Origin of the sequence: Citrobacter sp. Cf118, assembly GCF_030334095.1 — a bacterium.
In the GTDB taxonomy this organism is placed as follows: domain Bacteria; phylum Pseudomonadota; class Gammaproteobacteria; order Enterobacterales; family Enterobacteriaceae; genus Citrobacter; species Citrobacter freundii.
On sequence record NZ_JAOWES010000087.1, the window covers coordinates 159457 to 171900 of the forward strand.

Annotated in this window: 12 protein-coding genes; 8 read left to right on the top strand and 4 right to left on the bottom strand. The window is 51.2% G+C overall.

Annotated elements, in window-relative coordinates; all coding sequences use genetic code 11:
- Positions 1-242: 242 nt before the first annotated feature.
- Together OGX67_RS16025 and OGX67_RS16030 are read left to right on the top strand one after the other, a co-directional pair.
- Positions 243-1841: an ABC transporter substrate-binding protein gene (locus tag OGX67_RS16025; protein WP_257651197.1), complete on the top strand. Its 1599-nt coding sequence runs from the start codon at positions 243-245 to the stop codon at positions 1839-1841.
- A 17-nt stretch (positions 1842-1858) separates the two neighbouring features.
- The gene (locus OGX67_RS16030) at positions 1859-2092 is read left to right on the top strand and encodes a YdcY family protein (RefSeq protein WP_003020183.1); all 234 of its coding nucleotides are present in this window, start codon (positions 1859-1861) and stop codon (positions 2090-2092) included.
- 60 nt (positions 2093-2152) lie between these two features.
- Here OGX67_RS16030 and OGX67_RS16035 read toward each other — a convergent pair whose 3' ends face one another.
- Positions 2153-2602, bottom strand: a complete 450-nt coding sequence (locus tag OGX67_RS16035) for a DMT family transporter (protein ID WP_003836163.1) — start codon at positions 2600-2602, stop codon at positions 2153-2155.
- Positions 2599-3117 carry a GNAT family N-acetyltransferase gene (locus OGX67_RS16040; RefSeq protein ID WP_003836165.1) on the bottom strand — a complete coding sequence of 173 codons (519 nt, stop codon included), beginning with the start codon at positions 3115-3117 and terminating at the stop codon, positions 2599-2601. The genes OGX67_RS16035 and OGX67_RS16040 overlap by 4 nt, the downstream gene beginning before the upstream one ends.
- A 37-nt stretch (positions 3118-3154) precedes the next feature.
- Between OGX67_RS16040 and OGX67_RS16045 the strand changes: the two genes are divergently transcribed.
- From OGX67_RS16045 to OGX67_RS16060, 4 genes are all read left to right on the top strand, one after another.
- Positions 3155-3730, top strand: coding sequence for a helix-turn-helix domain-containing protein (locus OGX67_RS16045; RefSeq protein WP_071696124.1), 576 nt, complete (start codon positions 3155-3157; stop codon positions 3728-3730).
- A gap of 58 nt (positions 3731-3788) precedes the next feature.
- Entirely contained in the window at positions 3789-4823 is a 1035-nt protein-coding gene (gene curA, locus OGX67_RS16050) for an NADPH-dependent curcumin/dihydrocurcumin reductase (RefSeq protein ID WP_049015567.1), read from the top strand.
- 264 nt (positions 4824-5087) lie between these two features.
- Positions 5088-6149, top strand: coding sequence for a 7-bladed beta-propeller protein YncE (gene yncE / locus OGX67_RS16055; protein WP_257651198.1), 1062 nt, complete (start codon positions 5088-5090; stop codon positions 6147-6149).
- Positions 6150-6286: 137 nt separating this feature from the next.
- Positions 6287-6508: a YgdI/YgdR family lipoprotein gene (locus tag OGX67_RS16060; protein ID WP_003020157.1), complete on the top strand. Its 222-nt coding sequence runs from the start codon at positions 6287-6289 to the stop codon at positions 6506-6508.
- Between the two features lie 41 nt (positions 6509-6549).
- Here the strand turns inward: OGX67_RS16060 and ansP are convergent, their stop codons facing one another.
- Complete coding sequence (gene ansP, locus OGX67_RS16065) at positions 6550-7992, bottom strand: L-asparagine permease (RefSeq protein ID WP_257651199.1); 1443 nt, start codon at positions 7990-7992, stop codon at positions 6550-6552.
- A gap of 279 nt (positions 7993-8271) precedes the next feature.
- Positions 8272-9813: a methyl-accepting chemotaxis protein gene (locus OGX67_RS16070; protein ID WP_257651200.1), complete on the bottom strand. Its 1542-nt coding sequence runs from the start codon at positions 9811-9813 to the stop codon at positions 8272-8274.
- A 507-nt stretch (positions 9814-10320) separates the two neighbouring features.
- Between OGX67_RS16070 and OGX67_RS16075 the strand changes: the two genes are divergently transcribed.
- Positions 10321-11319 carry an MsnO8 family LLM class oxidoreductase gene (locus OGX67_RS16075; RefSeq protein WP_032949336.1) on the top strand — a complete coding sequence of 333 codons (999 nt, stop codon included), beginning with the start codon at positions 10321-10323 and terminating at the stop codon, positions 11317-11319.
- Complete coding sequence (locus OGX67_RS16080) at positions 11319-12440, top strand: amidohydrolase (RefSeq protein WP_257651201.1); 1122 nt, start codon at positions 11319-11321, stop codon at positions 12438-12440. Before OGX67_RS16075 ends, OGX67_RS16080 begins: the two co-directional genes overlap by 1 nt.
- Positions 12441-12444: the final 4 nt, after the last annotated feature.

A 12444-nucleotide genomic window follows, 5' to 3' on the forward strand; every position in this document is an offset into this window, starting at 1 on the left:
TTTATAAAAACGAGCAAACGGAGAAAGAGAGGCAAAAAGGGGCTAATTTTCATGGCATAGAGTGCCGGGAAAAATCTTGACGTTTTGAAAAAGACTTAAGGGAAATTAATTCGCTTAGGGTGATGAATTATTCAGCGAAATACACCGGATTAGAATAACCTGATAGTGATTTGTTATTGGTCAGTTTTTGTCAGCTATGCTCTGATATCTCGGTTAATAATAAAATAAGAAGGCTTATAACCATGATTGCAAGGAAAACGTTACTCGCGCTGGCTCTCAGCACCGTCATTCCGTCAGGTGTTGCGTTCGCGGTCAATACTGACACCATCATCTATTGCTCGGAAGCATCGCCGGAGTCATTTAACCCGCAAATTGCCAGTTCCGGACCCTCATTTGTGGCCAGTTCACAAGTACTCTACAACCGACTCATCAACTTTGATCCGGTAAAGAATACCCCGGTACCATCTCTGGCAACGGACTGGACGATTTCTCCGGACGGAAAGACTTACACCTTTACCCTGCGTCAAGGCGTGAAATTCAACAGTAATAAATTCTTTAAACCGACCCGCGACTTCAACGCTGACGACGTGATTTTCTCGGTATTACGGCAGAAAGATGCCGATCATCCGTATCACAAGGTTTCTCAGGGAAGCTATGAATACTTTAACGATGTCGGTCTGGATAAACTGATTAAAGAAGTGAAGAAGCTCGATGATTATCACGTTCAGTTTGTCCTGAATGAACCTAACGCTGCGTTTCTTGCCGACTGGGGAATGGATTTTGCCTCGATTCTCTCTGCGGAATATGCCGACGCGATGCTAAAAAAAGGTACACCGGAAAACGTCGACAACTGGCCGATTGGCACCGGGCCTTACGTGCTGCAGCAGTACAAGCAGGACTCGCAAATCCGCTATCTTGCCAACCCTAACTACTGGGATGGCGCCGTTCCAACGAAGCACCTGATCTTCTCAATCACGCCAAACGTCCAGACGCGGCTGGCAAAACTACAAACCAATGAATGCCAGATAATCCCAGCACCTGCGCCCGTACAGTTTGACGAGATTAAAAAGAATAAAGATTTGACGCTGCATTCGGTTGACGCGCTGAACGTCGGGTATCTGGCATTTAATACCGAGAAAAAACCGTTTGATAACGTACTGGTGCGTCAGGCGCTAAACTACGCGACTGATAAAAAGGCCATTATTAACGCCGTCTTCTTAGGTTCCGGTACGGTGGCAAAATCGCCGATTCCACCGAATATGATGGGGTTCAATAAAGATCTGCAGGATTACGCTTACGACCCGCAAAAAGCGAAAGACCTGCTGAAGCAGGCTGGGCTGGAAAATGGCTTTGAAGCGACGCTGTGGTCAATGCCGGTCCAGCGCCCATACAACCCGAACTCCCGACGGATTGCCGAGATGATCCAGAGCGACTGGGCAAAGGTGGGCGTGAAGGCGAAAATTGTCTCGTACGAGTGGGGTGAATATCTCTCCGGAATGCGTAAAGGTGAGCACGACACCGCGTTGTTTGGTTGGATGTCAGACAACGGCGATCCGGATAACTTCGCCGATGTGCTGCTGGGCTGCGACAGCATAAAAACCGGATCTAACGCCGCGCGCTGGTGCGATAAAGAGTATAATTCGCTGGTTGAAAAGGCGAAACTGGTGAGCAAACCGAAAGAGCGCGCCGCGCTTTACCAGCAATCGCAAGAGATTTTCTACCAGCAGGCTCCGTGGATAGCGCTGGCAAACGGTAAAACGTTCTACGCTACGCGTAGCAACGTCAGCGGATACAGCGTTAGCCTGATGGGCAGTGATTTTTCAAAAGCAAAATTAAATTAATGAGTTAAGGAGAGGTTATGTCGCATCTGGATGAGGTCAGCGCACGTGTTGATGCCGCCATTGAGGAGAGCGTCATTACGCATATGAATGAATTGCTGATTGAGCTCAGCGATGATGTCGCGTTGAGCCGGGAAGACCGCTATACCCAGCAACAGCGTTTGCGTACGGCTATCGCGCATCATGGCCGTCAGCATAAAGAAGATATGGAAGCCCGTCGCGAACAGTTGACCAAAGGCGGCACTATTCTTTGATATTTCCTCGCCGGATCTTATCCGGCCTACAGGCGCGTTCTGTAGGTCGGATAAGCGCAATTAAAACGAACGTCTCGCCACCAGCCATGCCCCGATCACCAACATTACCGCGCCACAAATTGGGCCCACTAGCGCCCGTAGCGGCACGCCGTGACTGCGCAGAATATCCAGTATCAGTCCCCCGATAAGCTGGCTGGCAACCAGTACCGCAATCGTCGTGGCAGCGCCTACATTTTGATATCCACTAATGCTGGCGAAAACAAAGAACGATCCCAACAAGCCGGGGATGAGTGTCCACCAGCGTATGCTGGAAACCAATTCACCAAACCCTGCTAAACCTTGCTTAAACCACAATATGCTGACAAACAGCACGATCCCGACCAGCGAGTTAAGTAACATGGCGATAAGGATCGTCGAGGACGTCTGCGTGATGCGTACCATCAAGGTATTTTGCACCACCAGACCAATACCAGCGGCAATCAGAAAGGAGAGGGTCAGCGTCTGGTTCATCTAAGGGCATCCGGTTCACGACGATCGTCTAACTGCAACTGCATGAAAGTCAGATCCAGCCACCGCCCAAATTTGGTTCCAACCTGTGGCATTTGCGCGGTGGTTTTAAAGCCCAGCAAGCTGTGCAGATGCAGTGATGCCTGATTCTGAGACTCAATCCCTGCCACCATTACATGCTTGCCGCATGCGCGGGCTTCGTCTATCAGTCTGCTGAGTAGTGCTCGTCCGAGTCCTTTTCCCTGATGTTCTGGATGGACATACACCGAATGTTCAACGGTATGACGGAAGCCATCAAAGTTACGCCAGTCGCCAAAGGAGGCGTATCCCGTAACCACGCCATTCTCTTCACTCACCAGTACCGGATACCCCATCAATTGTCGGGATTCATACCAGGAAATACGGTTTTCGGCATCGACCGTTTGATCATTCCAGATAGCCGCCGTATGCAGTACCGCATGGTTGTAGATTTCTGCAATGGCGGCGCAGTCTTCTTTGCTGGCAAATCGAATTGACATGTTGAACCTCAGGGCTTGTTCACTATAGTATTACAATATGAATACTATTGAAGACAGTATAAATCAACGGATCAGTGCAAGAATTCGCATTGAGCGGGAATCTCGCGGTTGGTCACTCACGGAACTTGCCGAGCGCGCGGGCGTGTCGCGGGCCATGATCCATAAAATAGAACGCGGCGAGAGTAGTCCAACGGCTACGCTGCTGGGTAGACTTTCCGGTGCGTTTGGCATCAGCATGTCTACCCTGATTGCGCGGGCTGAAATGCAGGAGGGCAAGCTGCTGCGCTTCGCTGACCAGCCCGTCTGGCACGATCCGCAAAGCCACTATCTGCGCCGCCATGTTTCACCGCGCAGCGATCTACCTATCGATCTGGTGCAGATTGAATTACCCGCCGGAAGTGATATCCCGATGCCAGCTTCTTCCTATGTGCAGGCCAGACAACTTATCTGGTTACAGCAGGGGGAATTAGTCTTTGTGGAAGGGGACATACGCCATGAAATGCAGGCAGGTGATTGCCTGGAACTTGGCCCGCCGAATGACTGTCGGTTTATCAATGAAACCGTGAAACCCTGCGTTTACCTGGTTGTGCGGTTAAACCACGTCGTCAGCTAAATAGCAGGCGCAGACTGCTACTATTGATGGATTCATGCCAAAAGCAGAGGAGCACATCATGGGTCAACAGACTAATCGTAACCGTCGCTGGGTACTGGCTTCCCGTCCACATGGCGCGCCAGTCCCAGAGAACTTCCGTCTTGAAGAAGATGAGGTGGCATCCCCGGGCGAAGGCCAGGTTTTGCTGCGCACTGTTTATCTTTCCCTCGATCCCTACATGCGTGGCCGCATGAGCGATGAGCCATCTTACTCACCACCAGTAGAGATTGGTGGTGTTATGGTGGGTGGTACCGTAAGTCGCGTGGTGTCATCCCGCCATCCGGACTACCAGCCAGGCGAATGGGTATTGAGCTACAGCGGTTGGCAGGACTATGACATCTCCGACGGTAACGGACTAGTGAAGCTTGGCGCTCATCCCGAACATCCCTCCTGGGCGCTGGGTGTTATGGGTATGCCGGGGTTTACCGCTTATATGGGTCTGCTGGATATCGGTCAGCCGAAAGCGGGAGAAACGCTGGTGGTAGCCGCCGCAACCGGGCCGGTTGGCGCAACGGTTGGGCAGATCGGTAAGCTTAAAGGCTGCCGGGTAATCGGTGTGGCAGGTGGGGCAGAGAAATGCCGACATGCCACAGAGGTGCTGGGCTTTGATGTTTGCCTCGATCACCACGCACAAGATTTTGCGCAACAACTGGCAAAAGCTTGCCCGCAAGGAATTGATATTTATTATGAAAACGTCGGCGGAAAAGTATTTGATGCCGTTCTGCCATTGCTCAATACTTCAGCGCGGATTCCGCTTTGTGGCCTGGTCAGTGGTTATAACGCAACGTCGCTTCCGGCCGGACCTGACAGATTACCGCTGTTAATGGCAACGCTGCTGAAAAAGCGTATCCGGATGCAGGGTTTTATCATTGGTCAGGATTATGGTCACCGCATTCAGGAGTTTCAGCGGGAGATGGGGCGCTGGCTTAAAGAGGACAAAATCCACTACCGCGAGCAGGTGACCGACGGTCTGGAAAATGCGCCACAAACCTTTATCGGTCTGCTGACCGGCAAAAACTTCGGCAAGGTAGTTATTCGTCTTGCTGAGGATTGATGCGTAAGAGTGGAAGACTGTGAATGTCTGTAACCAGGCCTGCTTCGTACGAAATGTAGGCCTGGTAAAATACCAATGACGTTATCTGGATGAAAAGCGATTATTCATGGAGAAAATGAGAAGGTTACAACCCGAAAGCGAATAAATACTCCACATTGAGATAAATAATGATTACTATTCTCATTCTTAAAAAGGCAAAACCATGATTTTGCTCATTGAAGCTATGTGAAGCAGTAACAAACGAATTTATCAAAGGGAGTCGTCATGTCTTTACGTCATCTGTTTTCACCGCGTCTGCGTGGTTCTTTACTGTTAGGTTCACTGCTCGTTGCATCATCTTTTACTACGCAGGCTGCGGAAGAACTGCTGCGCAAAGCCGTCGGTAAAGGCGCTTATGAAATGGCGTACAGCCAACAAGAGAACGCGCTGTGGCTGGCGACCTCACAGAGCCGCAAACTGGATACCGGCGGGGTGGTTTACCGCCTTGACCCGGTCACCCTCGAAGTGACTCAGGTGATTCATAACGATCTCAAACCGTTTGGTGCCACCATCAATAACGCCACGCAAACGCTGTGGTTCGGCAACACGGTAAATAGCGCGGTAACGGCGATGGATGCTAAAACGGGCGCGGTGAAAGGACGTCTGGTGCTGGATGCGCGTAAGCGTTCTGAAGATGTTCGCCCGCTGCAGCCGCGTGAGCTGGCCGCAGATGACGCCACTAACACGGTATACATTAGCGGTATTGGTAAAGAGAGCGTGATTTGGGTGGTGGACGGCGACGCCATTAAACTGAAGGACACCATCCAAAATACCGGCAAAATGAGCACCGCTCTGGCTGTCGACAGCAAGGCTAAGCGCCTGTACACCGCCAACGCGGACGGTGAATTCATTACCATCGATACCACCACCAACAAAATTCTCAGCCGCAAAAAACTGCTGGATGATGGGAAAGAGCATTTCTTTATCAACCTGAGCCTGGACACAGCGGGCAACCGTGCATTTGTCACCGACTCTAAAGCGGCGGAAGTGCTGGTAATCGACACCCGTAACGGCAACGTACTGGCAAAAGTCGCCGCGCCGGAATCCCTTGCCGTGCTGTTCAACCCGACGCGTAATGAAGCCTACGTGACTCATCGCCAGGCCGGTAAAGTAAGTGTGATCGACGCGAAAAGCTATAAAGTCGTCAAAACGTTTGATACCCCAACATTCCCGAATAGCCTGGCGCTCTCTGCCGATGGTAAAACCCTGTACGTCAGCGTGAAACAGAAATCTACCCGCGAGCAGGAAGCTACCCAGCCGGACGATGTTATTCGTATTGCGCTGTAAAAAAACCGGAGGGGGAAACCCCTCCTGTCATTTCTCTAAACCCCACGATACGCCTCGTTACACCCCGCCAGTAGCCCGACCCACTTCAGGGACTTACACTACGCCCTCAACGGCTAACTGAATAACACGGGAATACCATGAAAAAGCCATTTATCTGTCTTTGTGCAGGCGTAATGCTGTTTACCCTGGCAGGATGCACCACTGATTACGTCATGACGACCAAAAGCGGACAAACCATTACCACCCAGGGTAAGCCAAAACTGGATAAAGATACGGGAATGACCAGCTATACCGATCAGGATGGAAACGCGCGGGAAATTAACAGCAACGATGTAGCGCAGTTGATTGAAGCGAACTAAAAAAGAAGGCCTGAAGGGTTAACCTGTCAGGCCTTCAGCCATTACGGCGCGGTGCGGTGGATTTCCGCGACGCGTTTACGCACGCCGAACCAGCCTGCAACCAGCAGGATGGCAATCAACGGTAATGACGCGATAGTGTAGGTGCCGTTTGGATAGTCAAACGCCATCAACACCAGCACGCTCAGCAGGAACACCAGGGTTAGCCACGAGGTAAACGGAGCGCCCGGCAGTTTAAAGCTAACGTCTGCCGTTTTACCTTCTTTTATGGCCCGGCGCAGACGCATCTGACAGACCATGATAAAGCCCCACGACGCAATAATGCCCAACGACGCGAAGTTCAACACGATCTCAAACACCTGCGACGGCACCAGATAGTTCAGAAATACCCCGACGACATAGACGACCAGCGTGGCGAGGATCCCCGCCCAGGGTACCTGTTGGCGGCTCATTTTAGCCATGAATTTCGGCGCCGATCCGCCCATCGACATGGAACGTAAAATACGTCCGGTGCAGTACAGCCCAGAGTTAAGGCTGGAAAGCGCCGCGGTGAGCACCACGATATTCATGATACTGCCGATATACGGCACGCCCAGTTTGGAGAAGAAGGTAACAAACGGGCTTTGCCCTGCCTGATAGGCATTCCACGGCAGTAACAGAACCAGCAGCACGACAGAACCCACATAGAACAGACCAATACGCCAGATAACGCTATTGATCGCTTTCGGCACCATGGTTTGTGGATCTTTGCATTCTCCAGCAGCGGTGCCCACCAGTTCAATGGAGGCAAACGCGAAAACCACCCCCTGAACCAGTACCAGCGCCGGCAGCAAGCCATGTGGGAAGACTCCACCGTTGTCGGTGATCAGGTGAAAACCCGTGGCGTTACCATCCAATGGCTTTCCGGTGCCTAAAAAGACGGTACCCACCACCAGGAAAATCACAATCGCCAACACTTTGACCAGTGCAAACCAAAACTCCATCTCCGCGAACCACTTCACGCCGATCATGTTCATGGTGCCGACAATGGTCAGCGCGCCGAGGGCGAATACCCACTGCGGTACATCACCAAATGCGCCCCAGTAATGCATATACAACGCCACCGCGGTGATATCGACAATGCCGGTCATCGCCCAGTTGATAAAGTACATCCAGCCAGCCACATAGGCGGCTTTCTCACCTAAAAATTCACGGGCATAGGAGACAAAGCTGCCGCTGGAAGGGCGATGTAAAACCAGTTCGCCAAGCGCGCGCAGTATAAAGAACGAAAAAATACCGCACACCAGATAAACCAGCGCCAAAGCAGGACCAGCCATCTGCAAGCGCGCGCCAGCCCCTAAAAACAACCCGGTACCAATTGCGCCGCCAATGGCGATCATCTGTACCTGTCGATTTCCCATCGCTTTGTGATACCCCTCTTCGTGGGCATTCAACCAGCGTCGTTTCGCCGCATGTTGTTCCGCGGCTTGCGTGTTGTTTGTGTTCATTACTTTTCCTGTTGACCTGACAAAAATACAAATCCTTTTTGCCGCACCTGCTGCGGCGAAAACAGCCTTACCCTTCATTGTGTTACGGGGGAAAACTGCCGGCCGAGCATCCTACATTCAATTGTTCGGTTCCGCAAAGCCTCGATAACAAGAATTCAGCATTTTTGTACAGCCTGCACTGGCGCGGTGTGGCCTCGATTCAGCCAATAAAAGAGAAGGGCGTAAATACCTGGAGAGGAGTGCGCTTATCGAGACATTCACCCGATAAGCGCCGTAAGGTTATGCTGATACGCCAAAGACCTGAACGGCCTGCTGTAAGCGCGATGAACGTTGAGTCAGATCGGCGGTAGCATCGGTGACACGCTCCACCATCTCGGCATTATTGTGTGTCATGGTGCCAACGCGTGAAATCGAATCGTTAATCAGATCCAGCGCCAGGGTTTGCTCACGTGTCGCCAGACTAATATCTTTGATCATCATCGACATCTGCAGGACATCGCCAATCATCCCGGTAAGATGCGTCTCCGTTTGTTCTACCATTTTGACGCCGCTATTCACGTTGGCGACGTTCTTCTCAATCAACTGTTTGATCTCTTTTGCTGCAGACGCTGAGTGCTGTGCCAGATTACGGACCTCTGCCGCCACAACGGCGAAACCGCGTCCTGAGTCTCCGGCTCGCGCGGCCTCGACCGCGGCATTGAGCGCCAGAATATTGGTCTGAAAGGCGATACTATCAATGACGCCGATGATGTCGACGATCTGCCCGTTGTCACGCGATATCGCCTGCATCATGGCGATAGTTTGTTTCATGATATCGCCGCCTTCTGCCGCATTAGCGCTGGTTTTATCGGCCATGGTCATAGTATGTGCCGCAGTCTCAGCAGTTTGCTGTACCGCGCTACCAATTTCTTCAATGGCGGCAGCGGTTTGTTGCAGGTCGGCGGAGGTTTCTTCGGAACGCTTATGAAGCGCCGTACCTTCTTTTGATACTCGCTGACTGATAGCGCGAATACCGGATATTTGCGTACTGACATCATCGACCAGTGAATTCAGATTAAGCCCGGACTGATTAACCAGGCGCATCAACATTCCGATCTCATCCACCCGATTTAAATGACAGTTATCAGGTTTTCTCCCGGATACCACTTTCTTCATTTGCGTCAGTAGCGTATTAACTGGCTGACAAATTTGATACTTAAGGTAAATAGCAAGCATCAGAAATAAGAACAGCAACCCTCCCGCCTGAATAAATGGATTAACAGGAGCAAAAAGAAATAGCACAGCGAGCAGGGCGATTACCCCTAAAGAATAATTGACGCGTTGGCTAATGCTCAGCCATTTAAACATTGACGCCCATGACAATATGCCGCGGCGAATGATAATGCCTTTAAAAAGTCGAAACCCTTTAAACTGCTGGCTATTAATTTTTTGATATAAACTTTCGCTTTGAGTTATTTCATCGCGCGAAGGAACGGTACGCACTGAAATGTAGCCAGTGAGCTTTTCATTGTGCCAGACCGGTGTAACGTTGGCGCGAACCCAGTAATGGTCGCCATTCTGCCGACGGTTTTTAACCATCCCCGTCCAGCTGTCTCCCTGCTGTAGCGTGTACCACATATCGGCGAACGCCGCGGGAGGCATATCAGGATGGCGAATAATATTATGCGGTTCGCCCATTAATTGCTGTTCGTTAAATCCGCTGGCATCAATAAATGCGGAGTTGGCGTAGGTAATATGACTTTCTTTATCTGTCGTAGAAAGCAGCGTCGTTTTATCGTTAAGTGCGTGCTCAATTTGTGTAACGGGCATGTTACTTTTCATAGAGGTCCCATGATGCTATGTATAATCCATACAAAAATCCCCGCAATGAAATCGGGGGATATTAGAAATCTGTTTTAAACCGTTTTAATAAGAAACGTTGCATTCTCTACTAATCATCATTTCTGTGGAAGTAGTTAAAATAAAAATTTCCATGTAAATCATTCATCCCACGTCATAAAAGTGAAACAATTAATACAAGCGCATAACGTTACAAGTCGTTTAAACTGACTTAACGTAAATTGCGCTAAAAAACCATTTCGAAAAAAGAAAACTGGCATGAAAAGATTTTGATGTTATTACCGTGATATCAACGACCCTATTATATTTTGTAGGCTATTAATTGCGGGTGTTTTTCAGTTTAGCGGTACTGGGCGATCCAAATTTTAACCCTGGCTGCGGTAGGGTTTGTTATCTACTTTTTAGCTGAGCAAATGTGAATTAAATGTTTCAGTATGACTATTTGATAAATTAATAATAAAGACATGTTAACAAACATAGGCTCGTAACATGTCATATCGCCTGAGTGTTCTGGATAAAAGCCCCATCGGGGAAGGTGAAACTGCCGCGACTGCGCTTTCCCGGACGTTGCGCCTGGCGCAACTGGCGGAAGAGTGGGGGTACCATCGTTTCTGGATCGCGGAACACCATAATACGCCACAACTGGCCAGTCCATCGCCGGAGCTGGTGATCGCCTGGATCCTCGGGCAAACCCAGCGTATCCGCGTTGGTTCCGGCGGCGTGATGCTGCAACATTACAGCCCGTACAAAGTGGCGGAAAACTTCAATCTTCTGGCATCACTGGCTCCTGGACGTGTCGATCTCGGTGTAGGGAAAGCCCCTGGCGGCTTACCGTTATCGACTCAGGCGTTACAGCATGGACTGCATCAGGAAGAAAAAGGCAGTTTTGCCGATCAGCTTTCTCAGCTTAACGGCTGGCTGGCGCTGAACGGAACGGAAAGCGGGGAAACGGTATTCCCGACGCCAATCCCACCAATACCGCCAGAAGGATTTGTACTCGGAGCCAGTGTGCAAAGCGCACAGTTAGCAGCGCAATCCGACTGGAATTTTATCTTCGCTGCGCACCTCAACGGTGACAAAGCGTTATTACGTGAGGTTTTGTCCTTCTGGCAGACCCACAGCGACCGCCCGACGATAGTCGCCGTTCAGGTGATTGTGGCTGACAGTCACGATACCGCTGCGCAACTGGCGGAAAACGTGCAAATCTGGGGCGTTGAGCTGGAAAATGGTCAACGCGTTACAGTCGCCAGCGAAGAGCAAGCCCTGGCATTCGCCGTACAGGCGGGTAGTTCGCCACGCAAAATCGCGCGTCGTGAACTGGCGTTGTTACACGGCACCGCTCAAGAGGTGATGGTAAAGCTGAATGCTCTGCATACGCAATTTGGTATTGATGAGTTCATTATCGACACGCCAGTGGCGGAGGGCCACGCGCGTCTGACATCGCTGCGTTTGTTGGCACAAGTCCATAATGCCGTGGAGGTGCTCTGATGACCCTCAGCTCAACGCTTATCAACTGGCGTCGTGAATTACATCAGCACCCGGAGCTTTCCCTGCAGGAGGAAGCAACCACCAGGCGCATTCAGGCCTGGTTGCACGCTGCGGATGTCGACATTCTGCCGTTCGAGCTGAAAACCGGTCTGGTCGCGGAAATCGGCAAGGGAGAAGATGTCATCGCGCTGCGGGCGGATATCGATGCGCTACCGATAGAAGAAAGCGCCGACGTTCCGTTTCGTTCCCTCACACCGGGCGTGATGCATGCCTGCGGGCATGACGTCCATACCAGCGTCATGCTTGGAGCAGCACTGCTGCTTAAACAACAGGAAACAACCTTACCGGGGCGAGTACGTATTTTGTTTCAACCAGCTGAAGAGAGTTTCGGCGGCGCAAAAACGTTGATCCGCGCCGGTGCGCTGCAAAACGTAGCGGCTATTTTTGGTATGCACAATGAGCCCGGTTTGCCGGTGGGCGAATTTGCCACACGCGGCGGTGCGTTCTATGCCAATGTCGATCGCTTCGTGCTGCGCATAAATGGCAAGGGCGCACATGCGGCGCGTCCGCATGAAGGCAAAGATGCCATCCTGCTTGCCAGCCAGTTGGTAACCGTGTTGCAAAGCGTTGCCAGTCGCGACGTTAACACGCTGGATTCGGTGGTACTCAGCGTGACCCGTATTCAGGGAGGAAATACATGGAACGTACTGCCAGAGTCCGTTGAGCTGGAAGGGACGCTCAGAACGCACCGGACTCAGGTACAGCAGCAGGTTAAAGCACGGGTTAATGACATCGCTGCCGGATTTGCCCATGCCTTTGGCGCACAAATAGACGTTATCTGGCATGCGGGGCCGACCGCGTTGGTGAACGATGCGCGTTGGGCCGATATCGCCACCACGGTGGCGAAAAAGTCAGGCTACACCACTCACCATGCTGACCTGCATATGGGCGGGGAGGATTTTGCCGTCTACCTGCAAAATACCCCAGGCGCATTTGTCAGTATTGGCAGCGCCAGTGAATACGGATTACATCACCCGGGATTTAATCCAGACGAACGTTTAATTGAACCTGCCGCACATTACTTTGCGCAGTTAGCAAAAACGGCATTCGCACACCTTTAAGTTT

Coding starts and splice junctions, on each gene's coding strand:
- OGX67_RS16025 (WP_257651197.1), top strand. CDS start 243: ATGATTGCAAGGAAAACGTTACTCGCGCTGGCTCTCAGCACCGTCATT.
- OGX67_RS16030 (WP_003020183.1), top strand. CDS start 1,859: ATGTCGCATCTGGATGAGGTCAGCGCACGTGTTGATGCCGCCATTGAG.
- OGX67_RS16035 (WP_003836163.1), bottom strand. CDS start 2,602: ATGAACCAGACGCTGACCCTCTCCTTTCTGATTGCCGCTGGTATTGGT.
- OGX67_RS16040 (WP_003836165.1), bottom strand. CDS start 3,117: ATGTCAATTCGATTTGCCAGCAAAGAAGACTGCGCCGCCATTGCAGAA.
- OGX67_RS16045 (WP_071696124.1), top strand. CDS start 3,155: ATGAATACTATTGAAGACAGTATAAATCAACGGATCAGTGCAAGAATT.
- curA (WP_049015567.1), top strand. CDS start 3,789: ATGGGTCAACAGACTAATCGTAACCGTCGCTGGGTACTGGCTTCCCGT.
- yncE (WP_257651198.1), top strand. CDS start 5,088: ATGTCTTTACGTCATCTGTTTTCACCGCGTCTGCGTGGTTCTTTACTG.
- OGX67_RS16060 (WP_003020157.1), top strand. CDS start 6,287: ATGAAAAAGCCATTTATCTGTCTTTGTGCAGGCGTAATGCTGTTTACC.
- ansP (WP_257651199.1), bottom strand. CDS start 7,992: ATGAACACAAACAACACGCAAGCCGCGGAACAACATGCGGCGAAACGA.
- OGX67_RS16070 (WP_257651200.1), bottom strand. CDS start 9,813: ATGAAAAGTAACATGCCCGTTACACAAATTGAGCACGCACTTAACGAT.
- OGX67_RS16075 (WP_032949336.1), top strand. CDS start 10,321: ATGTCATATCGCCTGAGTGTTCTGGATAAAAGCCCCATCGGGGAAGGT.
- OGX67_RS16080 (WP_257651201.1), top strand. CDS start 11,319: ATGACCCTCAGCTCAACGCTTATCAACTGGCGTCGTGAATTACATCAG.